This is a genomic window from Caulobacter hibisci (assembly GCF_016135805.1).
GTDB classification, from domain to species: Bacteria; Pseudomonadota; Alphaproteobacteria; order Caulobacterales; family Caulobacteraceae; genus Caulobacter; species Caulobacter hibisci.
Genome location: NZ_JADWOX010000001.1, coordinates 403,992 through 424,637 on the forward strand (window position 1 = coordinate 403,992; position 20,646 = coordinate 424,637).

The window sequence follows — 20,646 nt, forward strand, 5'->3', positions numbered from 1 at the left end:
TCGGCGTCCCGGACGTTTGATCGTCCTTAGGGAACGACAACACCAGGGAGGATCCCATGACCTATGTCGACGGTTTCGTGCTCGCCGTGCCCAAGGCCAATGTCGAGGCCTACAAGGAGATGGCCACGCTGGCCGGCTCGATCTGGATGGAGCTCGGCGCGCTGTCCTATGTCGAGGCGATCGCCGAGGACACGCCCTATGGCGAGGTCACCTCGTTTCCCCGCGCCGTGCAGCTTAAGGACGACGAGATCACGGTGTTCTCGTGGATCACCTACGACAGCAAGGCCAAGCGCGACGAGGTGATGGCCAAGGTGATGGAGGACGAGCGCCTCAAGCCGTACATGCAGAACATGCCGTTCGACGGAAAGCGGATGATCTTCGGCGGCTTCGAAAGCATCGTGCAGTACTGAGGTCCCGGCCGTGGAACGCCTGCCCGCCGGCCGGCATTCCACGGTCATGCTCGAACTGCTTCTCGACCTTTGCAACATCCTCGGCGGCTTCCTGCTGGCGATCGGCCTGCTGGCCCTGCTGCCGCGCGCCGGCGACGACCTGGGCCGGTTCGCCGGCCGTCTGGCTCCGTTCGGCTGGATCGTCGGGATCGTGGCCCTCGTCTGCGGCGGCTATTTCCTGGTCGTGCACCTGATCTCGGGACCGCGCGTCTTCCACTTCGAGATCGTCGGCCTGGCCGTTGGCGTCCTGCTGCTGTGGGATCGGTTGCGGGCCGGGGCGGTCGCCCGCCGCCTGGGCACCAGCGGCTCGCAGGGTGCGGGACTGGTCTTGGCGATCTTCGGGATTATCGCCATGATCGTCGGGTTGCAGGGACTGTTCACGCCCGATTGACGTGTAAGGACCGCTTAAGGCCTCGGGCGCAGACTCCCTTGCCTATGCGATGCGGTCAGGGAGGCCGTCATGTCGTCCACCGTCACGTCCAGCACCCGGCGTTTCAGCGATCACTTCGAGCCTCAGGACATCGATCCGCAGGAGCAGCGGCGCCTGCGCGGCCATCTCGAGCAGATCGACTACACCGCCTTCGTCTCCAACCGCGAGATCATGGCCCAGGCCCTGGGGCGGCTCGACGCCGGGCATTTCCAGAAGCTGGCCGTGACCACGGCCCAGGCCCGCGCCCGCTGGGCCGCCGCCGCCCTGGCCATCGGCCAGTCGGGCCGTGCGCCCGAGCCTTCGGAAGTCGAGACCCTGGCGAGCCTGCGCAACGCCTATGATGAACTGTCGACGGCCTATGAGGCCCTGCGCCGGATGGTCGAGCGCGGCTACGTCGCCTACGGCCCATCCACGCAGCCCTGACCCTCAAGACGCGCCCTGAACCTGAAGAGGGGTTCGCGTCGGAAGGAGGTTGGGGGGAAGGGCCCCCTTCCGACGCGTCCGCCATGGAGCGTCACAACCCTGCCGGAGGCTGTACGCGGGCGGTTCGGGCAAATCGTCTAGGGGGACGTCGCCCGAGTGAGTCGCCGATCCCTCGGCGTCGAGCTGACCGTGCTCTTTATAGTTGTGTCGGGCAACCCATTTTTTCCACCGACGGTCGAACTTCCGTTGAGGAAGCTTGAGGCGTCGTCAGGGTATCCGATCACCGCGATGCAGCGGGTCGGGCAGGGGATCGCCGGCCTTCACGAACTGCAGCGACACCGAGTTGATGCAGTAGCGCAGCCGGGTCGGCGCCGGGCCGTCGGGGAAGACGTGGCCCTGGTGGCTGTCGCAGCGCGCGCAACGGGTTTCGATGCGCACCATGCCGTAGGAGGTGTCGCGCACCGCCTTGACGTGGTCCTCGTCGAACGGCGCGTAGAAGCTGGGCCAGCCGGTGCCGCTCTCGAACTTGGTCTCGTGCTTGAACAGCGGCAGGCCGCACAGCCGGCAGCCGTAGACGCCCGGGCTCTTCTCGCCCAGCAGGCCGCCGCAGAACGGCGCTTCGGTGCCGTGATGCAGCAGGACGCGCGCCTCCTCGGCGGTGAGGTCGCCTTCCAGGCGCTCGCGCTCGGGCTCGGTGGGCGGGGTCAGGTCGAAACCTGTGGAGGAAAGGGTGGCGGCTTGGGTCATGGATGCCAATCTAGGGTTTCGAACGGTCCGCCGGTAGGGTGGTCCGCATCAAGGGACGGAAAGCTGCTCATGATCACCTCGACCACTCCGCACATAGCCGAGCGCGAGACCGTGGCCACCCTGGGCGTCGTTTCGGGCGAGGCGATTATCGGCGCGCACATCTTCCGCGACCTGTTCGCCGGCATCACCAACATCATCGGCGGCCGGGCCGGCGGCTACGAGAAGGCCCTGCGCGAGGCGCGCGACATCGCCCTGCAGGAAATGATCGACGAGGCCCGCCGCCTGGGCGCCGACGCCGTGGTGGGCGTGGATCTCGACTATGAAGCCCTGGGCGCCGACAATGGCATGCTGATGGTCACGGCGGCCGGCACCGCCGTGAAGCTGCGCTGATGACCGTCGCCGTCGCTTTTCTCCAGCCTGGCTGGGCCGACTGGGAAGCCGGTCCCGTGCTGGCCTCGCTGCGCGAATATTTCAAGGTCCAGATCGAGATCGCCACCCCGACCGGCGATCCGGAGACCTCGATCGGCGGCATCCTGGCCGCCGCCGATTACGGCTTCGAGGACCCGGTGCTGTCCGACGCTGACGTCTTCCTGCTGATCGGCTCGGACGCCTGGCAGACCTATCAGAGCGAGGCGCTGTTTGGCCTGCTGCGCCAGGCCCATGCCGACGGCAAGATCGTCGCCGGTATCTGCGGGGCGACCATCGCCCTGGCCCGGGCCGGACTGCTGGCCGGCAAGGCCCACACCTCGAACGGCAAGGATTGGCTGGCCGAGCAGGCGCCGGGTTATGCGGGCGCCGAGCGCTATGTCGAAAGCCCCCGCGCTGTGGTCGGCGGCAAGATCGTCACCGCGCCCGGCTCGGCCCCGGTCACCTTCGCGGCCGAGGTCACGCGGCTGATCGCGCCGGAGGCCTCCGAGCGGCTGGACGGCTACATCGCCATGTTCGCCAAGGAGTTCGGCGAGGGCTGACCTTTTGTGTCACCCTCGTCCTTCGACAGGCTCAGGATGAGGGTGATTTCCGTGGTCGGTTTGAATGCCTCACCCTGAGCCTGTCGAAGGGCGGGGAATTCACGCCGCCTATTTCACCGCCGCCGCGCCGGCGCGGGCGATGATCCCGTCCTGCTCTGGCGTGGCGCCCGACACGCCGATCGCCCCGACGATCCTGCCGTCGGCGATCAGCAACTCGCCGCCCTCGATGGCCAGGGCGCCGTTGGAGAGGGCGTTGAGGTTGCCGGCCTTGACCGCGTCCTGGAACGCCTTGGTCGGGCGCTTGAAGCCGGCGGCGGTCTCGGCCTTGCGGCGCGCGACGCCCGGCGCGGCGTAGGAGGCGCCGTCCATCTTCCACGACAGCACGGTCTGGCCGTTGGGCTCGACCACGGTGATGACGGCGGCCCAGCCGTTCTTCCGCGCCTCGGCCTCGGCGGCGTTCGCTGCCGCCTTGGCCTCGTTCAGCGTGATGTTGCGCCCGTACTCCAGGGCGTCGGCGGCAAGCGCGGCGGGGGCGGACATCGAGAGCACTCCAAGAACGGCAAGGGCGGCGGCGATGCTGCGGCTCATGGCAGCTTCACCTCGTCATTGAGGGCGGTGATCTGCGGCTGGGCGCTGACGATGCGCAGGCGCAGTTCGGACGGCTTGGCCCCGGCCGGGATCTTCAGGCGGGCCGTGGCGGTCTTGGGCAGCAGGTCCTTCGGCGCGGCCAGGGCGGGCACGGCCGCCGAGGCGAGCAACTTGCCAGCGGCGTCGACCAGCTCCAGCCGCGATGCCGCCGCGTCCTGGGCGCCCAGGCTGTGGACCTTGGCGGTGATCGCCGAGCCCTTGACCGCCACGTCGCCGCGACCGACGCCGAGGTCGGCGCGCCTGGCGGGATCGTCGCCGGCCGTCGCCAGCGCCATGTCGATGATCGTCGTCTGGCCGGGCGGCAGGATGATTGTCACGGCCTTGGTGCGCTCGAAAGCCACCTGGCGGGTCTCGCCGGCGCCGTCGATCGCATCGTCGCCGCTGGTGTCGATCCCTTGCGCCAGGCTCCACTGGCCGGGCGTGACGTTCCAGCCGGTCATGACCGCCGTCACCGGCTTGTCCGACAGGTTGTAGGCCACGACCTTGAAGCCCTTGGCCGTGCCGTCCTTGACCAGGATCGCCACGTCCTCGCCTTTCGCGCCGCCTTCGAAGCGCCAGCTGACCAGGTGGCCAGGGTTCATCTGGCCGCGCTTGTTGGCGATGCCGCCCAGGCGCGAGCGTTGCAACACGTCCGATGGGATCTCCACCCGGTCCGACCACCAGTGGCCGTCGGTGTGCATGTACATGTGCTGGTCGGCCCACTGGATCTCGTCGGCATAGGCCTTTTCGAGCCAGGCCTTGTCGCCGGTCAGGCTCCAGGCGGCGAAGCGCTCGATGGCCGCGCCCTTGGCGGCCGACTTGACGATGGCGTCCTTGTTGGCCTCGCCCAGGCCCAGCATCGACAGGGCGTTGTCGTTGAGGTCGTTCAGCGACTTGACGCCGTTCTTGCCCATCCGCCACTGGATCGGCGCCAGGTACTTGGCGTCACCGGTCCAGCGCCAGGCCTGCCAGAAGATCTGGAACGGGCCGCTCGCGCCGGACCCCTGGAGCACAGTGCCGCCGCGCTCGGCGTCGGTGCGCCAGTTGATCTCATTGGGATAGGAACCGTCGGCCTTGGCGTGGGCCAGGTAGCCGTCCGCCAGGCCCAGCACGATGTCGCGCGCCGTGCGGTCGCCGTTGTAGTCGCCGATCAGGATGGCGGGGTGCACGACGCCGAACGAGTAGGGCTTCTGCCACTCCCACGGGCCTTCGCGGTACGAGATCGCGCCGCTGTACCAGTTGGTGTTGAAGTGGACGTGGCCGGCGGGGTTCCGGTCGATGATGGTCGGCAGGGCCTTCACCGTCGTGAACAGCCGCTCGACGGCCAGCGGGTCGCCGTAGTCGAGATACATCGCCTCGCTGTTGGAGTTGATGCCCTCCTCGTAGGCGTGTAGCTCGTCGGTGACGATGGTCGACAGGCCGTTGGTGAACATGCCGTTGCGATAGACCGCGTCGGTCAACCTGTTCAGCGAGTCGCGCACCTTGTCGGGGTCGACGCCCATCAGGGCCAGACCGGGCCACTGCTGCAGCAGGTCGCTGTCGTCCGACAGCCCGCCGCCGAAGTCGCCGTAGGGAACCTGGCGCTCGTCGATCCACCAGTTGATGAACTTGGCGACCCGCTTGAGATCCTCGGTCTGGCGGAAGGCCCACAGCGGCACGCCCGCCGGCGCCTTGGGCTGCTCGAAGGCCGGCCAGCCCTGGCTGCCATAGGTGATGTCGCCCCAGTATTCGCGGCCTTCCTTGTGGTCGGGATCGACGCGCAGCAGGTCGGAGATGTCGGCGTAGAGGCGGCGATAGAGGCCCTGGCGCTTGGAGGTCGTGTGCTCCTCGACCAGGAAGGCCCAGTTGTCCTTCACCTGGTTGAAGCGGTCGGCGACGTGCTCGGCCTTGGCGTCCTCGCGGGCCTTCAAGACCAGGCGGATCTTGGCGCCGTCCAGGGCCGTGGGGCCGAACTCGGCGCTGTCGGCGGCGATCGTAAGGTACAGGCTGTCGGCCGTGAGAATCCGGTCGCGCAGGTCGAGCCACAGCGTGCGCGCCTCGCCGGCCTTCACCGAAACCGAGACGTCGATCATGTTGCGGCCCGGCCAGATGGGATCCTTGACCTGGATGTTCAGGGGGATCGTCGTTCCCACCGCGCCGGGCAGGGCGGGGATGTCGATAGCGATACCGTCCAGGCCGTCGCGAGCGTTCTCCCAACCATAGGCCCAGTTGCGGGCCAGGGCCTGAGCGGCCGGGGCGTCGCCGAAGCCCGACGGGATCAGCACGTGGACGATCGGCAGACCTTTTGCGGTGAGGTCGGCGGCCGGACGCTTGCGCTGCGGGGCCGCGTCGGGAATGGCTACGACCGTCGCGCGCTCGCTGGCCGGGAAGCGCCCGGCGACATAGGCGTTGAGGTCGGCCAGGTTCAGATAGTCCGGCGCGACGTCGGCGCGGACCGTGTAGGCCATCTTGAAGACGCCGTCGGGCTCCTTGCCGGCGCTGACGTCATAGGTCCAGATCTCCTGGATCGGGGTTTCCTGGTCGGTGTTGGTGAAGGTCAGCACGCCGCCCTTCAGCGGCTGGGCCAGGGTCGTGACCGAACGGGCCAGGCCCTTGGCGCGGACGCCGACCTTCGTGGCTTTGTCGCCGGCCTTCGCCGCCCAGGTCAGGTCGCCATAGGCCGCGCCCTGGATTTCCAGCCGACTGATCGGCTCGTCGGGGAGGGCCAGGGTCAGGGCCTTGCCGCCCTCGACATAGGTGTTCCAGTCGGGAAGCTGGAAATAGTCGTCGCGGCCTTCCAGGCGCGAGCGGTTGTAGACGCCGGGCCAGGTGGTCTCGGGGATGCCGTCGTTGGCCCGCCACATCCATTCCTTGAGGTCCTTGGCGTCGGTGAACTCGACCTTGCGGATGCGGGTGGCCGGATCGGTCAGCAGGGGCGGGGCCTCGCCGGTCCAGCCGTAGCGCAGCTTCCAGGCGGCGTGCGTGGCCGGATCGTCCAGCGTCGGGACCGGCGCGGTCGCGGCCGGGATTTCGTTGCGGGCCAGGGCGGCGACCCCGGCCGCGTCCAGGGCGCGGTCGTAGACGCGGATCTCGTCCAGGTCGCCGCCGCGCAGGAAGTTGTAGCGGCTCTGCACCTGGTGCGGGGCGATCACCCGGCCGGCGACGCCGAACTGGTCGAGGCCGGCGTCATAGACCCGCTTGGCTTCCTTCTTCGCCACGGGCTTGCCGTCGACGAACAGCTGGACGCCGGTCTGCTCGTCCCAGGTGAAGGCCAGGTGCGTCCAGGCGTCGGCGGTCGGGGGCTTGTCCAGCTTGAACGAGACGCGGGTACGGGCCAGGCCGTTGTCGGTGACGAAGGCGTCGAAGCCGTGGCCGTTCCAGTCGATGCGCAGGAAGGCCATGTCCCAGCTGGTGTGGTCGGCATAGCCGACGCGGAAGATCACGAAGGGCGCGACGCCGACCGGATAGCCCGAGCGCCAGAAGAACGAGAGCGTGCCGCGCTGGGCCTGGATGTTGCCGGGCGCGTTCCAGGCCAGGACGCCGTCGTCCTGGGCCGAGAGGGCAGGGCCGGCCTTGCCGGTCGGGATGACGGCGACCTTGTCGGCGAAGTTGGGGATGGCGTCGCCGGCCGCGTAGTCGGCCTTGAGGCCCTTGTCGCCGGAGACGTGGAAGAGCAGGGCGGGTTCAGGCGGCCCTGCGGCTACGGCCGCGCTGGCGGCGGCGATGACCGAAAAGGCGGAGGCTAGAAAAAGCGCCTGCTTCACCACGCGTCACTCCCTAAGTCGTTCTTATTGGAAACCGGTGTCATGGTTCCTGCGACGCTTTTAGCGCGAGCCGTCCGCGTTGCAAACCGGCCTTGGCCTGTTACGCCTAGGGACAAGGCGAAAAGCCGCGCAGGGATGGGCCGATGTTTTCAAAGATCCTGATCGCCAACCGGGGCGAGATCGCGGTGCGGGTGATCAAGACGTGCCGTCGGTTGGGGATCGCCACGGTGGTGGTCTATTCGGACGCCGACGCCGACAGCCTGGCGGTGGAGATGGCCGACGAGGCGGTGCACATCGGCGCCTCGCCGGCCGCGCAGAGCTATCTCGTCGCCGACAAGATCATCGCCGCCTGCAAGCAGACCGGAGCCGAGGCCGTACATCCGGGTTTCGGCTTCCTCTCCGAGAAGGCCGAGTTCGCCCAGCGCTGCGCTGATGAGGGGATCGTGTTCATCGGTCCCAATCCCGGCGCGATCTCGGCGATGGGCGACAAGATCGAAAGCAAGAAGTTCGCCGCCGCGGCTGGGGTGAGTTGCGTGCCCGGCCATATCGGCGAGATCGCCGACGTCGCCGAGGCGCTGACGATCTCGGCGCAGATCGGCTATCCGGTGATGATCAAGGCCAGCGCCGGCGGCGGCGGCAAGGGCATCCGGGTGGCCTGGAACCGGCAGGACGTCGAGGAAGGCTTCCCGGCCGTGCGGGCCGAAGCCGCCGGGGCGTTCGGCGACGACCGCATCTTCATCGAGAAGTTCATCGAGAGCCCCCGCCACATCGAGATCCAGGTGCTGGGCGACAAGCACGGTCACGTCGTCCATCTGTTCGAGCGCGAATGCTCGATCCAGCGGCGAAACCAGAAGGTCATCGAGGAGGCGCCGTCGCCGCTGCTCGATCCTGAAACCCGCGCAGCGATGGGCGCCCAGGCCGTCGCCCTGGCCCAGGCCGTGAACTACGACAGCGCCGGCACCGTCGAGTTCGTGGCCGGCCAGGACAAGAGCTTCTACTTCCTGGAGATGAACACCCGCCTGCAGGTGGAGCATCCGGTCACCGAGCTGATCACGGGCCTGGATCTGGTCGAGCAGATGATCCGCAGCGCGGCCGGCGAGCCGTTGGCGTTCGCGCAGGAGGATCTGTCCATCAACGGCTGGGCCGTCGAGAGCCGGATCTACGCCGAGGATCCCTACCGCAAGTTCCTGCCCAGCATCGGCCGGCTGGTGCGCTATTCGCCGCCCGAGGAAGGCCAGAAGGACGGCTATCTCGTCCGCAACGACGCCGGGGTGCGCGAGGGCGACGAGATCTCGATGTACTACGATCCGATGATCGCCAAGCTGTGCGCCTGGGCTCCCACCCGGACCGAGGCGGTCAAGGGCATGGCCCGGGCGCTGGAGGACTTCCACATCGAGGGGCCCAGCCACAACGTGCCGTTCCTGGCCGCGGTGATGGACCAGGAGCGCTTCATCTCAGGCCAGCTGGCCACCAGCTACATCAAGGACGAATTCCCCGACGGTTTCGCCGGGACCGAGCCGACGCCGGCCCAACTGGACATCCTGGCCGCCACCGGCTGCGCCCTGCAGCGGGTGCTGGCCCGCCGGCTGGGGTCCAGGCGCACCGACTGGACGGTGGTGGTCGGCCACGCCAAGCGGCGGGTGCGGTTCGAGGCCGAGAGCGCCCAGGGCCTGACGGTCAGCCTGCTCGACGAAGGCCGCAGCCTCGCGCTGACCGACATCGTCTGGCGGCCTGGGCTGGCGACCTTCCGCGCCAAGCTGGACGGCGCGGCCTTCACCGCCGAGGTGGCGCCCGCCGCCGAGGGCTTCACCATCCGCCACCGCGCCGCCAAGGCCCGGGTGCTGGTGCTGACCGCCCGCAGCGCCGAGCTGCACGAGAAGCTGCCGGCAAAGGCGCCGGCCGATACGTCCAAGCTGGTGCTGTCGCCGATGCCGGGGCTCGTCGTGTCGATGGACGTCGCGGTCGGCCAGCAGGTTCGCGAGGGCGAGATCGTCTGCGTGCTCGAGGCCATGAAGATGCAGAACATCCTGCGCGCCGAGCGCGACGCCGTCGTCAAGGCCGTCAACGCAAAGGCCGGAGACCCGGTCGCCGCCGACCAGGTGCTGGTGGAGTTCGCGTGAGCTGCGTGCTTAGCTCTGCCTCTAGTGTAGCGGGGGCGATTCCATGAAATTGACGCACAAGCTGTTTGGCGCTTCGGGCCGTATCCGGCGGCGCGACTATTGGCTGCTCAGCATCGCGGCCAATGTCAGCATCGCTCTCATCGACATCCTCCAGACCCTGGCATTGGGCGGTTGGAACGTCGATATGCTCGGGTCTGAGCCGTCGGGCCTGAGCGGCGTGATCTCCATCCTGCTTTACGTTCCGACCGTGTGGATCGGCATCGCCCTGATGCTCAAGCGCTGCCATGATCGCAACAAGGGCGGCGGCTGGGTGGCGTTCTTCATCCTGGTCCCGATCGTCGGCTGGATCTGGAGCTTCGTCGAACTGGGCTTCCTGGACGGCACGCAGGGGCGCAACCGCTTCGGTCCATCGCCCAAGGGTGTCGGCGCCGCCGAAGAGGACCTGGAAAAGGTCTTCGCCTGACCCAGGTCGAAAGGTTTGCGGCGCGGTGGTCAACCTCTGGTTTGTCAATCGCCGCGCCGCGTGCTTAAGCTTCGCCATGGCCAAGAAGCGCACACATTTTCTGATCGAAGGACTGTTCGGGCTCGAGGGCCGCATGCGGCGGTCCGAGTTCTGGCTGATGAGCATCGGCATGGGCGTGTTCAAGTTCCTGCTGACCCTGGTGATTTCGAGCGTCATCGGCGGGGACATGGCGGATTCGCGGACGGTGGCCGTGCGGTTCGTGGTGGACGTGCTGTTCTTTTGGCCGGTCATGGCGTTCGCCGTCCGGCGCGGACATGATCGCAACCGCGCCACCCTCTATTCGATCGTCCTGACCGTGATCATGGCGATCTTCGGCTATGCGATGATCCTGCTGATGGGCCCGATCAGCGCCGCCGGACAGAATCCCGACCCGGGGGCCTTGCTGGCTTTCGCCTCGGTCTGGCTCGTCTACGTCATCCTGGCGATCTACTGGTTCGTCGACTACGGCTGCCTGGACGGCACCAAGGGCCGCAACCGGTTTGGGCCCTCGCCGAAGGGCGTGAAAGGTCCCGACGAGCAGGACGTGGCCAAGGTCTTCGCTTGAAGTTGCTGGCCTGGAAGCTGTTCGGCTTTGGCGGGCGGCTGGCGCGGGGCGACTGGTGGCGGCTGGGCCTGCCGGCCTTCATCGGACTGATCGCGGTCAATCTGCTGGTGACGGTCGGCGCCGGCCCGGGCGAGGCGGCCTACAGTGGTCCGGCCTTTCTGCGCTTGGCGCTTTCGGCGCCGCTGATCTGGGCGCTGTACGCGATCGGCCTCAAACGCTGTCACGATCGCGGCAAGGGGCGTTTCTGGTTGCTGATGTTCGTGCTGGTCCCTGTCTTGGGCTGGGGGTGGAGCGTGATCGAGCTGGGCTTTCTGCGGGGCCAGGCCGGCGCCAACCGCTTCGGGCCTTCGCCGCTCGGTGATGAAAGCCTCGACGACGTTTTCGCCTGACGGTGTGACCCCGTCGCGACTTCCGCATCGCGCCCGCTCCGCCTAGGTTCCGCTCGAAGAGAGTCGCGGAGCCTTGGCGAGCATGAACGGTCGGATCGATTGGGCGGAGCTGTTCCTGTCCTCAACGGGCAGGCTGGCGCGCACGCCGTTCCTGATCGCCTCGGCCGTGCTGGTCGGCGTCGCGGTGCTGTACGAGGCCATAGCCGGCGACGTGCTGCGGCTGCTGACCGGCTGGCTGGTTTATTCGGCCCTGCTGTATTCGGGCGCCTGCGTCCTGTCCAAGCGTCTGCACGACCGGGGACGGTCGGGCTGGTGGGCGGCCCTGGTGCTGGCGGCCATGGTCGCCGTCTGGCCGACCCCGCAGCACTTCCTCGACTTCGCCTTCGCCATCGTCCTGGTCTGGGCGATCGTCGAGCTGGGCGTCATGGGCGGCGAGCAGGGCGCCAACCGCTACGGCCAGCCGCCGCTGAAGGCCCCCGCGATCTAGACCGGCGGCGGCGCGGCCTCCACGGCCCCGAACACCTTCTGGAAGCTGGCCTTCAGGGCCTCGTCGGCCTCGTCGAGGGTGACGGGCAGGCCGAGATCCACGAGGCTGGTGACGCCGTGCTCGGTCTGGCCGCAGGGCACGATGCCGGAGAAGTGGCTCAGGTCCGGCTCGACGTTCAGGCTGATCCCGTGGAAGCTGACCCAGCGGCGCAGCTTGACGCCGATGGCGGCGATCTTGTCCTCGCGCGACCAGCCAGCGCCCTTGCGCTCGACCCAGACGCCGACCCGGCCCTCGCGCATCTCGCCGACGACGTTGAAGACGCCCAGGGCGTCGATGATCCAGGCTTCGAGCGCGGCGACGAAGGCGCGCACGTCGCGGCCGCGCTGGGTCAGGTCGAGCATGACATAGGCCACGCGCTGGCCGGGGCCGTGATAGGTGAACTGGCCGCCGCGGGCGCTATCGAACACCGGGAAGCGTTCGGGCTCCAGAAGGTCGGCGGTCTTGGCCGAAACGCCGGCCGTATAGAGCGGCGGATGCTCCAGAAGCCAGATCAGCTCGCCCGCCGTCCCGTCGGCGATGGCGGCCGCGCGGGCTTCCATGGCGGCAACGGCTGCCGGGTAGGGGACGTAGTCGGTCGAAACCGCCCACCCCGCCGCCCCCCCGTCGGGGCGTGACAGATCGGGAAGACCTTTATCTTCAAGGTTTAACGGGCGATCAAGCATGCGGCCTTAGTCTTGCATGAGCCGAGGCGCGGGCTTTTCCGCCATCGGCAATTTTCAGTTCCAGGGGCCTTAGTTCGTGAGCCAGGTCAACGCCGTCAATGTCGAGATCTCCGTTCTGCTCGGCCGGTCGATCCTGCCGATGCAGCAACTGCTGCGCATGGGCCGCGGCGCGGTGATCCCGCTGGACGCCCGGACCAATGACGAGGTCTGGATCCTGGCCAACAATCACCCGATCGCCCGGGGCGAGATCCAGATCAACGACGATCGCATCGCCATCCAGGTGACCGGCCCGGCCGACGTCTACGATTACATGGCCGGCGGCGCCTAAGGGGCCTGCGACCAAGAAGCCTGTGGGTTGGTTCGACATTCTCGAACTCTCCTCTTCCCAAAGCCGATTCAGTTTGCTACCTGCCGCGCCTCACCACGAGCGGTCGTGGCGGAATTGGTAGACGCGCAGCGTTGAGGTCGCTGTGGGGCAACCCGTGGAAGTTCGAGTCTTCTCGACCGCACCAGGTGAACTTGCGTAGAGCGCGGCAGGCTTCGGTTTCCGAATCGCCTTCCGCGCTCTAACCATTTTTAGGCCAAGGTTTGCGGGCAACCGCCTGCCGAGCTTCGGCTTTCAATCATTCGGATCACGCGCGCGCAGCTTAAGCCTCGCATCAAGTTCAGGAGGTCCCCATGACCCGGGAAACAGCCGACCTGAGCGACGACGCGCGCCACGCCCTGACCATTCCCGAGCCCGAGGTCGTCGAGGACCTCGAGGACCTGGCGCTCGGCGACGATTACGCCCTCAATCCCGACTATGTGGAGATGGTGGTCGACGCGGCCGATCGCGGCGACACCGCGCGCCTGGCCGAGCTGGTCGGGGCGCTGGATCCCGCCGACGTCGCCGACCTGATGGGCTTCCTGTCGGCCGCCTATCGCGAGGAGGTCATCCCGGTCCTCGATCCCCTGGCTCTCGGCGAGATCATCGCCGAGCTGGAGGACAATATCCGCGAAGAGGTGCTGGAGGCGACCCCGTCGGTCACCCTGGCCCGGGCGCTGGAGGAACTGGACACCGACGACGCCGCCGACGTCATCGACGATCTGGATGACACCAAGCGCTTCCAGGTGCTGGCGGCCATGGGCGAGACCGACCGGGCGGCCATCGAGACGACGCTGTCCTATGAGGACGAGACCGCCGGCCGCCTGATGCAGCGCGAGTTCCTGGCCGCGCCGCAGTTCTGGACCGTGGGCCACACGATCGAGCACGTGCGCCAGTCGGGCGACAGCCTGCCGGAGCTGTTCTTCGACGTCTATGTGGTCGACCCGTCGTTCACCCCGGTCGGCGCCCTGCCGATCAGCCTGCTGCTGACCAGCAAGCTGGAGACCCCCCTGGCCGAGATCATGGAACCGGTGACCGAGATCACCGTCGACATGGACCAGGAGGAGGTGGCCTACATCTTCGACAAGTATCACCTGATCAGCGCCCCGGTCGTCGAGGCCGGTGGGCGGCTGGTGGGCCAGATCACCGTCGACGACATCGTCGGCGTCATCCGTGAAGAGGCGCAGGAAGACATTCTGGCGCTGGCCAACGTGTCGGACGTGGGCCGCGACGCCAGCGTCGTGGAGATCGTGCGCTCGCGCCTGCCGTGGCTGCTGCTCAACCTGCTGACCGCGACGATCTCGGTTTCCGGCATTGCGCTCTTCCAGGAAGAGATCTCCAAGCTGGTGGCCCTGGCGGTGCTGATGCCGATCGTCTCGTCGCTGGGCGGCAACGCCGGCACCCAGACGCTGGCGGTGGCCGTGCGAGCGCTGTCGAGCAAGGAGCTGACGGCGGCCAACGCCTCGCGGATCATCACCCGCGAGCTTCTGGTGGGCGTCATGAACGGCCTGACCCTGGCGATCGTCATGGGGGCGGCGGTCTATGTCTTCTATGACAATCCCAAGCTCTCGCTGACCGTGGCCCTGGCCCTGGTCGCCAACATCTTCACCGCCGCCGTCGGCGGCATACTGGCGCCGCTGGCGCTGGAGAAGATGGGCCGGGACCCGGCGGTGTCGTCGTCGATCTTCGTGACCTTCCTGACCGACTTCGCGGGCTTCTTCTCGGTGCTGCTGATCGCGGCGCTGCTGTTCAACTGACGCCAAGCGGGCCAGGGCTCGCGTAAATTTCCTTACCTGAACCTTAAAAAACGGCGCCGGTCTTGCGCGGGACCGGGCGAGGGCATCCGCCCGCGTTTCAAATTGGGTCAGTTCGCGATGAAACCGCGTCATCAGGTCTCCCGCGCCGCCGTCGATCTCATCAAGAGGTTCGAAGGCTATCGGCAGAAAGCCGCCCAGCTGCCCGACGGGCGCTGGACGATCGGCTATGGGCACACCCTGACCGCCCGGGGCGGCGCTACCGTCTCGGAACAGGACGCCGAGGCCCTGCTGCTCTACGACCTGATCACCGTGGCCCATGCGGTGAACGAGAACAGCTATGCGCCGCTGAACCAGAACCAGTTCGACGCCCTGACCTGCTTTGCGTTCAATATCGGGACGGAGAACTTTCTGCGCTCGGGCGTGCTGCGCCGGATCAACGAGGGCTCGCTGCTGCAGGCCGCCTGCGCCATGGAGATGTGGCGCAAGGCCGACTTCGAGGGCGAGCGGATCGTCATCGACGCCCTGGTGCGTCGCCGCGCGGCCGAGAAGACCCTGTTCCTGACCCCGCCCGACGGCCAGTGGGTGCCCGCGCCGAGCCCCGTGCTGCGGCCCAAGGTCGATTACGATGCGACCTGCGCCATCCCTCGCCAGACCCCGGCCGCGGTCTCGACCCGGCTGGAGGGCGACAAGGCCGTCGCCGAGCGCGAGGAGGGCGTCGCCGCGCCCCTGACTCCGGTCGAGCCGGAAGAGGATGCGCCGACCGCCACCGAAGTGGCCGCCGCCGGCGTCAGCGCCCGCCTGGAGAAGATCCTGGCCGACGAGCCGGCCGCCAAGCCCGTCGCCAAGCCGGTGGAGGACCTGGTCGTGCCGGAGCCGCCGCCCGCGGCGCCCGTGATCGCGCCCGTGGCCGCCAGCGAGCCCGCGCCGGTGCTGCATGCGCCCGTCGAGGCCGCGCCGACCCTGGAGCCGTTCCGCCTGACGCCCGAGGAGCCGATCCTGGCCCAGGCCCCGCTGTTCACGCCCGATCCGCCCGTTGCGCCCGCCGCGCCCCAGGCTCCGGTCGAGCCGACCCTGTTCGAGACCGCGCGCGAGCCCTCGCGTTCGCCGTTCAATCTGGGCGGCTTCTCCACCAGCGGCGCCGAGGTCGATCTGCAGACCCTGGACGTGCCGCTGACCCCGCCGGAGCGGCCGGTATTTGGCGGCTCCAGCCTGCTGGTCAGCCTGGGCCTGCTGGGCCTGGCCCTGTTCGGCGGCGGGGTGCTGTGGAACCTGTCGGTGGCCTCCGATCCCGGCCTCACCCCGGTGCGGATGTTCGGCTGGGGCGCCAGCGTCATCGGCGTGATCTGTTTCGCGGTCTCGGCCTATCTGCTGCTGCGCAAGCTGGGCGGCCCGGACATCGATGACGACGGCGAGTAGAGAACGGCGTTTCGAAAAGACCGGGTTCATCCCCGGTTCGTCGTGAAAAAGAGCATGAACGCCCGCCGGTCTCGTTGATCGGCGGGCGTTTGTGCTATGGCTGCGGGCATGACGCTGCAAACCGCACCCTCGATGGACTTCGCCCTGGGCGAGACGGCCGACGCGATTCGCGAGACCACGGCCCGCTTCGCCGCCGACAAGATCGCGCCCCTGGCGGCCCGGATCGACGAGACCAACGCCTTCCCGCGCGAGCTGTGGGTCCCGATGGGCGACCTCGGTTTGCACGGCATCACGGTCGAGGAAGAGTTTGGCGGCCTGGGCCTGGGCTATCTCGAGCACGTGGTGGCGATGGAGGAGATCTCCCGCGCCTCGGCCTCGGTGGGGCTGTCCTACGGCGCGCACTCGAACCTCTGCGTCAACCAGATCCGCCGCTGGGCGACTCCCGAGCAGAAGCAGCGCTATCTGCCGAAACTGATCAGCGGCGAGCATGTCGGCTCCCTGGCGATGAGCGAGGCCGGCGCGGGTTCCGACGTCGTCTCGATGAAGCTGCGGGCGGAAGCTGTCGGCGACCGCTACGTGCTGAACGGGACCAAGTTCTGGATCACCAATGCGCCGCACGCCGACACGCTGGTGGTCTACGCCAAGACGGGCGACGGCAGCCGGGGCATCACCGCCTTCATCGTCGAGAAGGGCATGAAGGGGTTCAGCGTTTCCAAGAAGCTGGACAAGATGGGCATGCGCGGGTCCGACACCGCCGAGCTGGTGTTCGAGGACTGCGAGATCCCCGAGGAGAACGTCATGGGCCCGGTGGGCGGCGGCGTCGGGGTGCTGATGAGCGGCCTCGACTATGAGCGCGCCGTGCTCAGCGCCGGCCCCCTGGGCATCATGCAGGCCTGCCTCGACTACGTTCTGCCGTACGTGCGCGAGCGCAGGCAGTTCGGCCAGGCGATCGGCTCGTTCCAGCTGATGCAGGGCAAGGTCGCCGACATGTACGTGGCCCTCAATTCAGCCCGGGCCTATGTCTACGCCGTGGCTCGCGCCTGCGACGCCGGCAAGACCACCCGCTTCGACGCGGCCGGCGCGATCCTGATGGCCAGCGAGAACGCCGTGAAGGTGTCTCTGGAGGCCATCCAGGCCCTGGGCGGAGCCGGCTACACCAAGGAATGGCCGGTCGAGCGCCTGCTGCGCGACGCCAAGCTCTACGACATCGGCGCGGGCACCAACGAGATCCGCCGGTTCCTGATCGGCCGGGAGCTGGTGGGGGCTTAGGAGGCTTACGCTCTCTCCCGTAAAATCCTCGCGAGAGTGGAGTCTTATCGAGGGGGTCTAGAAGCTCCGGCGAACCGGCTTGGCTCGCCCCGAGGCTTTGGCGGCTCTGGCCTTGGCGCGGCGATCCTTCCTCACGTGTTGGCGATGCACCGCCCAGGCCGCCGACAAATGGCGCTCCTCGATGAAGGGCAGGGCCTCCTGACGGCGAAGCCAGAATTCGGGCGGCAGGGGCGGGAGCTCGACCATGGTCCGCCGGTTGTCCGGACCGATGTTGTTCTCGGCCATCCAGGCCGCCCACATCGCCCGCGCCTCGACGGCGGCGCGTTCGGATTTCTGGCGGGTCGAGGCGTCCAGCAAGACCAGGCGAGGCGGCTTCCTCAGCGGACCGCGCGGCTTTTTCGATTTTGGAGCGGGCAATGGCGTTTCCCTTCGGGATGCGGCGCCGGAATGGCGCGCGCCTACGTCCGCGCGCGGCAAGCCGCGAACGGGGAGGGAGCGGAGCGCCCGGGCGACGCCCGGAGGTGCTGTTGTGTGTACCGTTTCGACGAAGCCGAGGCGCTCCGCGCCGCCGTTTTGACGTCCGCCTCCGGTCGATGGCGTTGTTGGCGCCTTACTGGAAGTCGCTGGCCCCGGTTTCCCGAGGCCGACAGCGGCGGGGAGGCGACCGTTGGGCCGCCCGTAACCCCCGCCTCAGCGGATGGCGGGCGGGCCTGGCCAGCGCCAGGTCCCGGACACGACGGGCTTTCCTCGCCCGCCCCAGTCCCGCTCGACAGCATCCCGGGGCCGCGAAGGTCGCTGGCCGCGCGCCCTCCCCATCGCCTCGAGACCCGGTGATTATGCGGCGGCGGGAGCAGGGGCGGATGGAGGTGGAGCAGGGGTAGGGATTTCAAGGGGTTGGGGGCGGGAGAGGTGTGCGCTGAGCCTTTCCTTCGTCATCCGGGTCCCTGGGTCCCGGATAAGCCCTGCGGGCTTTCCGGGATGCCGGGTTTGGGGGGATCAGGCAGTCGCCGGGCGGGGCGCGGGGTCTTCCCCCGCCCGCCAGCCGGCATAGGCGATGACGCAGCCGGCGATGGCGGCGGCCAGGGCGAAGGGCAGGGGCGGCAGGGCCGCGGCCTGGGTGAACAGGGCCCGCCAGGCCGGCAACGGGCCGACGAACTGGAAGGCCAGGGCGCCGACCAGGGTCAGGCCGGCGGCCTCCAGGAACGGCCGGCCGTGACCCCGGGCGCGGGCCGCGACGACCAGGGCGATGGCGGCGGCGATGGCGTTGGCCAGCTGGAAGCCGATCCCCAGCTTCCAGAAGTCCTGCGGGCCGGCGATGGCCAGGGGCGGCAGGGCTGGGGCCAGGCGGCCCAGGATCGGCGGCAGCAGGAAGATGGTGGTGGCCAGCATGTAGCCGGCGTGCACGGGCGTGGTCCGACGGCGCGCCAGGGCCTGGTGATAGAACCAGGCGAAGCCGGCCACGGTGACGATGTCCAGCCAGGCCAGGCGCGCGGCGTAGAGGTCGTAGAACGGCGAGACGTTGGCGGCGAGGCGGCGGGCCATGCCCAGGAAGATCCCCGAGCCGCCGGCCAGGAACAGCGGGAACAGCGCCAGGCTGGCAAAACCCAGCGCGCGGTGCGTGGGCCGGTTGCCGCCGTGGATCAGGGCGCTCTGGGTCACCAGCAGGGCCAGCCACAGGGTGGCGGTGATCCCGTGGGCGTGGAACTCGATCGAGGCGGTGGTCACCTGGGACAGGTAGGCCGGCCAGAAGGCCAGTCCCGCCAGCGGAAAGATGGCCAGGACGTAGAAGTGCGCATGACGGTACGGCATCGAAAGCCCCCTTCCGAACGTGCGGCGAGGCTATTTGAAAACCAACGTTATTCCAATCGCGTTTGGCTTCGAGGGCGGGCGGCTCGTCAGCCGCTAATGCGGGCGCTTGAGGCGCAGGTCCATGCCCAGCGTCGGGCCGATGCCGCCGGGATGCTCGCCGAACGGATGGGACGCGTGGCGGCGAAGGGCCACGGCTTCGAGCCGCGAGCGCAGGTCGTCGTCGAGGCCGAGGCTGTCTATGAGGTCCTCGTCGTCGTCCTCTGGCAGTGAGGCCGTGAGGACATGGTCCAGCGCGGCGAGGAAGGCGGCGTCCTCCAGCGTTCCCTCGGTCGGAGGGTGGTCGAGATAGCCGAGGACGACTTCAAGCGACTCTTCGAAGGCCGGCATGTCGAACCCTTTCATACGGCGCTCGCATCAGGCTGGATGCGTGTGAAGCGCCTGTTGAAAAGCGTACGAACAGGTCGATGGTTCAGTCGTGTCGCTCAGTGGCAATAAAGTTATGTTTTCGCGCCGATGATTTTGTTCCGTGTATCTGGATAAGTATTTTCAAATATATCGTTTTGGCGGTGAAGCTTTATGAACTTCAAATAATAATTATCGTAATTCGTTGAATATTGTACGCATCGTAGCCACATGGGTTTGTCGGGAAGAGTCCGTCTCATCCCAAGGAAACCCACACAATGCGTATTCAAACTTTGGTCGCGGGCGTCTGCGCCGCGGCGTTGATACCCGCCGTCGCGCTCGCTCAACAGACCTGCGAGCAGCGGCAGGCAAGTCGCGTGGCTGGAACGGTCGCCGGCGCCGGTCTCGGCGCGGTGGCGGGCGCGGCCGTGGCGGGCCGCGACGATCGCGGCAAGGGCGCGGTGATCGGCGGCGTCGCCGGCGCGCTGATCGGCAACCAGGCAGCCAAGGGGAAAACGGGCGGGGCCGACTGCGCTCGCGCCTACGGCTATTACGACGATCAAGGGGCGTGGCACGCCAGCACCACCGTCGCTCGCGGCCAGGCCGTCGGCTATTTCGACCGCGGCGGCGAATGGGTCGCGGGCGCGCCGCGTGGCTACTACGCCGAGGACGGGCGATGGGTGCAGGCGAGCGCCGACGTCGAGACGGCCGGCTACTACGCCGACGGCCTGTGGGCGCCCGCCTCGGCCCAGGGCTATTACGGCCGGGGCGGCCAGTGGGTCGATGCGACGGCCTCGGGCTATTACGACCGCTCCGGGCGCTGGGTCGCGGGCCCCGCGACGGGTCGCTACGACGCCGACGGGCGCTGGATGGCCGGTCAGGCGAGCGGGCGGCGCGACGTCAGCGGCGCCTGGATCGCCGATCCCCAGCTTGGCCACTACGACAAGGGGCGCTGGGTGCGCGGCGAGGCGGTGGGCTATTACGACGCCCGCGGCGCCTGGATCTCGACGGATGGCCGCGCCCGGCGCGTCGATTATCCGGCCGGCCAGTATCCCAATGGTCGGGCGGGGCTCAGCATCGACGACCGCCAGGCCCAGCTGGCCGAGCGTATCAACCGCGGCGCCTATAGCGGCCGGCTGAGCCGGGCCGAGGCGGGCCAGGCGACCCGGACCCTGGCCGCGATCGAGCGCCAGGAGCGGTCGCTGCGCACCCGACAGGGCGCGCTGGGTCCCAAGGGCCGGGCCATCATCACCGCGCGGCTGGATCGGCTGAGCGACAGCATCAGCGGCGACATCCGCGACGACCGCTAGACCAACAGGTTCACCGGCCTGGGCGGCCCGCCACGATGGCGGAGCCGCCCAGGCCGCATCAGACAAAGGCCCCTCATGACGTTCCTGTTCATCACCGCCGCCGCCTGCGTGGCGACGGCGCTCGCCTTGCCCCTGGCGTTCCGGCTA

Annotated in this window: 22 protein-coding genes and 1 tRNA gene; 16 read left to right on the forward strand and 7 right to left on the reverse strand. The window is 68.3% G+C overall.

Annotation, left to right across the window (positions count from 1 at the left end):
• The first annotated feature begins 56 nt into the window (after positions 1 to 56).
• From I4Q42_RS02000 to I4Q42_RS02010, 3 genes are all read left to right on the forward strand, one after another.
• Positions 57 to 410 carry a DUF1428 domain-containing protein gene (locus tag I4Q42_RS02000; RefSeq protein WP_198574390.1) on the forward strand — a complete coding sequence of 118 codons (354 nt, stop codon included), beginning with the start codon at positions 57 to 59 and terminating at the stop codon, positions 408 to 410.
• A 10-nt stretch (positions 411 to 420) separates the two neighbouring features.
• A complete protein-coding gene (locus tag I4Q42_RS02005) occupies positions 421 to 840 on the forward strand; it encodes a hypothetical protein (RefSeq protein WP_332872998.1) in 420 nt (139 codons plus the stop codon).
• 69 nt (positions 841 to 909) lie between these two features.
• Positions 910 to 1,302: a hypothetical protein gene (locus I4Q42_RS02010; RefSeq protein WP_198574391.1), complete on the forward strand. Its 393-nt coding sequence runs from the start codon at positions 910 to 912 to the stop codon at positions 1,300 to 1,302.
• Between the two features lie 267 nt (positions 1,303 to 1,569).
• Here the strand turns inward: I4Q42_RS02010 and msrB are convergent, their stop codons facing one another.
• The gene (gene msrB / locus I4Q42_RS02015) at positions 1,570 to 2,049 is read right to left on the reverse strand and encodes a peptide-methionine (R)-S-oxide reductase MsrB (protein ID WP_198574392.1); all 480 of its coding nucleotides are present in this window, start codon (positions 2,047 to 2,049) and stop codon (positions 1,570 to 1,572) included.
• A 69-nt stretch (positions 2,050 to 2,118) separates the two neighbouring features.
• Here msrB and I4Q42_RS02020 point away from each other — a divergent pair, with 69 nt between their 5' ends.
• Both I4Q42_RS02020 and I4Q42_RS02025 read left to right on the forward strand, forming a co-directional pair.
• Entirely contained in the window at positions 2,119 to 2,439 is a 321-nt protein-coding gene (locus I4Q42_RS02020; protein WP_198574393.1) for a heavy metal-binding domain-containing protein, read from the forward strand.
• Positions 2,439 to 3,017, forward strand: coding sequence for a type 1 glutamine amidotransferase family protein (locus I4Q42_RS02025; protein WP_198574394.1), 579 nt, complete (start codon positions 2,439 to 2,441; stop codon positions 3,015 to 3,017). The genes I4Q42_RS02020 and I4Q42_RS02025 overlap by 1 nt, the downstream gene beginning before the upstream one ends.
• A 108-nt stretch (positions 3,018 to 3,125) precedes the next feature.
• On the opposite strand, the gene I4Q42_RS02030 is transcribed toward I4Q42_RS02025, so the two are convergent.
• Positions 3,126 to 3,557, reverse strand: coding sequence for a GlcG/HbpS family heme-binding protein (locus I4Q42_RS02030; RefSeq protein ID WP_232792772.1), 432 nt, complete (start codon positions 3,555 to 3,557; stop codon positions 3,126 to 3,128).
• 44 nt (positions 3,558 to 3,601) lie between these two features.
• A complete protein-coding gene (locus I4Q42_RS02035) occupies positions 3,602 to 7,390 on the reverse strand; it encodes a LamG domain-containing protein (RefSeq protein WP_198574396.1) in 3,789 nt (1,262 codons plus the stop codon).
• 140 nt (positions 7,391 to 7,530) lie between these two features.
• Between I4Q42_RS02035 and I4Q42_RS02040 the strand changes: the two genes are divergently transcribed.
• From I4Q42_RS02040 to I4Q42_RS02060, 5 genes are all read left to right on the forward strand, one after another.
• The gene (locus I4Q42_RS02040) at positions 7,531 to 9,507 is read left to right on the forward strand and encodes an acetyl-CoA carboxylase biotin carboxylase subunit (RefSeq protein ID WP_198574397.1); all 1,977 of its coding nucleotides are present in this window, start codon (positions 7,531 to 7,533) and stop codon (positions 9,505 to 9,507) included.
• A gap of 43 nt (positions 9,508 to 9,550) precedes the next feature.
• Entirely contained in the window at positions 9,551 to 9,970 is a 420-nt protein-coding gene (locus I4Q42_RS02045; RefSeq protein ID WP_198574398.1) for a DUF805 domain-containing protein, read from the forward strand.
• Between the two features lie 76 nt (positions 9,971 to 10,046).
• Positions 10,047 to 10,574, forward strand: a complete 528-nt coding sequence (locus I4Q42_RS02050; RefSeq protein ID WP_198574399.1) for a DUF805 domain-containing protein — start codon at positions 10,047 to 10,049, stop codon at positions 10,572 to 10,574.
• A complete protein-coding gene (locus tag I4Q42_RS02055) occupies positions 10,571 to 10,963 on the forward strand; it encodes a DUF805 domain-containing protein (protein WP_198574400.1) in 393 nt (130 codons plus the stop codon). The genes I4Q42_RS02050 and I4Q42_RS02055 overlap by 4 nt, the downstream gene beginning before the upstream one ends.
• 82 nt (positions 10,964 to 11,045) lie before the next feature.
• Positions 11,046 to 11,450, forward strand: coding sequence for a DUF805 domain-containing protein (locus I4Q42_RS02060; protein WP_198574401.1), 405 nt, complete (start codon positions 11,046 to 11,048; stop codon positions 11,448 to 11,450).
• Here I4Q42_RS02060 and lipB read toward each other — a convergent pair.
• On the reverse strand, positions 11,447 to 12,172 hold the full coding sequence (lipB, locus tag I4Q42_RS02065; RefSeq protein WP_198574402.1) for a lipoyl(octanoyl) transferase LipB: 726 nt from the start codon (positions 12,170 to 12,172) through the stop codon (positions 11,447 to 11,449). The genes I4Q42_RS02060 and lipB overlap by 4 nt on opposite strands.
• 76 nt (positions 12,173 to 12,248) lie before the next feature.
• Here lipB and I4Q42_RS02070 point away from each other — a divergent pair, with 76 nt between their 5' ends.
• The 5 genes from I4Q42_RS02070 to I4Q42_RS02090 all read left to right on the forward strand — a co-directional run bounded on the left by I4Q42_RS02070 (position 12,249) and on the right by I4Q42_RS02090 (position 16,978).
• The gene (locus tag I4Q42_RS02070; RefSeq protein WP_198574403.1) at positions 12,249 to 12,500 is read left to right on the forward strand and encodes a FliM/FliN family flagellar motor switch protein; all 252 of its coding nucleotides are present in this window, start codon (positions 12,249 to 12,251) and stop codon (positions 12,498 to 12,500) included.
• Positions 12,501 to 12,599: 99 nt separating this feature from the next.
• Positions 12,600 to 12,684 (forward strand) — tRNA-Leu (locus I4Q42_RS02075).
• A 166-nt stretch (positions 12,685 to 12,850) separates the two neighbouring features.
• Positions 12,851 to 14,293, forward strand: coding sequence for a magnesium transporter (gene mgtE / locus I4Q42_RS02080; protein ID WP_198574404.1), 1,443 nt, complete (start codon positions 12,851 to 12,853; stop codon positions 14,291 to 14,293).
• 117 nt (positions 14,294 to 14,410) lie between these two features.
• Entirely contained in the window at positions 14,411 to 15,709 is a 1,299-nt protein-coding gene (gene spmX / locus I4Q42_RS02085) for a lysozyme-family localization factor SpmX (protein ID WP_198574405.1), read from the forward strand.
• Between the two features lie 108 nt (positions 15,710 to 15,817).
• Positions 15,818 to 16,978, forward strand: a complete 1,161-nt coding sequence (locus I4Q42_RS02090; RefSeq protein ID WP_198574406.1) for an isovaleryl-CoA dehydrogenase — start codon at positions 15,818 to 15,820, stop codon at positions 16,976 to 16,978.
• Between the two features lie 57 nt (positions 16,979 to 17,035).
• On the opposite strand, the gene I4Q42_RS02095 is transcribed toward I4Q42_RS02090, so the two are convergent.
• The 3 genes from I4Q42_RS02095 to I4Q42_RS02105 all read right to left on the reverse strand — a co-directional run bounded on the left by I4Q42_RS02095 (position 17,036) and on the right by I4Q42_RS02105 (position 19,189).
• Positions 17,036 to 17,395, reverse strand: a complete 360-nt coding sequence (locus I4Q42_RS02095) for a hypothetical protein (protein WP_198574407.1) — start codon at positions 17,393 to 17,395, stop codon at positions 17,036 to 17,038.
• Between the two features lie 579 nt (positions 17,396 to 17,974).
• On the reverse strand, positions 17,975 to 18,787 hold the full coding sequence (locus tag I4Q42_RS02100; protein WP_198574408.1) for a hypothetical protein: 813 nt from the start codon (positions 18,785 to 18,787) through the stop codon (positions 17,975 to 17,977).
• A gap of 93 nt (positions 18,788 to 18,880) precedes the next feature.
• A complete protein-coding gene (locus I4Q42_RS02105; protein WP_232792773.1) occupies positions 18,881 to 19,189 on the reverse strand; it encodes a hypothetical protein in 309 nt (102 codons plus the stop codon).
• 377 nt (positions 19,190 to 19,566) lie between these two features.
• Between I4Q42_RS02105 and I4Q42_RS02110 the strand changes: the two genes are divergently transcribed.
• Positions 19,567 to 20,499 carry a glycine zipper 2TM domain-containing protein gene (locus I4Q42_RS02110; protein WP_198574409.1) on the forward strand — a complete coding sequence of 311 codons (933 nt, stop codon included), beginning with the start codon at positions 19,567 to 19,569 and terminating at the stop codon, positions 20,497 to 20,499.
• Positions 20,500 to 20,646 lie beyond the last annotated feature (147 nt).

Excerpts from the sequence above, each read along its gene's own strand:
- spmX (WP_198574405.1), top strand. The coding sequence starts at position 14,411 with ATGAAACCGCGTCATCAGGTCTCCCGCGCCGCCGTCGATCTCATCAAG.
- I4Q42_RS02030 (WP_232792772.1), bottom strand. The coding sequence starts at position 3,557 with ATGTCCGCCCCCGCCGCGCTTGCCGCCGACGCCCTGGAGTACGGGCGC.
- I4Q42_RS02105 (WP_232792773.1), bottom strand. The coding sequence starts at position 19,189 with ATGAAAGGGTTCGACATGCCGGCCTTCGAAGAGTCGCTTGAAGTCGTC.
- I4Q42_RS02090 (WP_198574406.1), top strand. The coding sequence starts at position 15,818 with ATGACGCTGCAAACCGCACCCTCGATGGACTTCGCCCTGGGCGAGACG.
- I4Q42_RS02060 (WP_198574401.1), top strand. The coding sequence starts at position 11,046 with ATGAACGGTCGGATCGATTGGGCGGAGCTGTTCCTGTCCTCAACGGGC.
- I4Q42_RS02045 (WP_198574398.1), top strand. The coding sequence starts at position 9,551 with ATGAAATTGACGCACAAGCTGTTTGGCGCTTCGGGCCGTATCCGGCGG.
- I4Q42_RS02025 (WP_198574394.1), top strand. The coding sequence starts at position 2,439 with ATGACCGTCGCCGTCGCTTTTCTCCAGCCTGGCTGGGCCGACTGGGAA.
- I4Q42_RS02010 (WP_198574391.1), top strand. The coding sequence starts at position 910 with ATGTCGTCCACCGTCACGTCCAGCACCCGGCGTTTCAGCGATCACTTC.
- I4Q42_RS02050 (WP_198574399.1), top strand. The coding sequence starts at position 10,047 with ATGGCCAAGAAGCGCACACATTTTCTGATCGAAGGACTGTTCGGGCTC.
- msrB (WP_198574392.1), bottom strand. The coding sequence starts at position 2,049 with ATGACCCAAGCCGCCACCCTTTCCTCCACAGGTTTCGACCTGACCCCG.
- I4Q42_RS02020 (WP_198574393.1), top strand. The coding sequence starts at position 2,119 with ATGATCACCTCGACCACTCCGCACATAGCCGAGCGCGAGACCGTGGCC.
- lipB (WP_198574402.1), bottom strand. The coding sequence starts at position 12,172 with ATGCTTGATCGCCCGTTAAACCTTGAAGATAAAGGTCTTCCCGATCTG.
- mgtE (WP_198574404.1), top strand. The coding sequence starts at position 12,851 with ATGACCCGGGAAACAGCCGACCTGAGCGACGACGCGCGCCACGCCCTG.
- I4Q42_RS02000 (WP_198574390.1), top strand. The coding sequence starts at position 57 with ATGACCTATGTCGACGGTTTCGTGCTCGCCGTGCCCAAGGCCAATGTC.
- I4Q42_RS02100 (WP_198574408.1), bottom strand. The coding sequence starts at position 18,787 with ATGCCGTACCGTCATGCGCACTTCTACGTCCTGGCCATCTTTCCGCTG.
- I4Q42_RS02040 (WP_198574397.1), top strand. The coding sequence starts at position 7,531 with ATGTTTTCAAAGATCCTGATCGCCAACCGGGGCGAGATCGCGGTGCGG.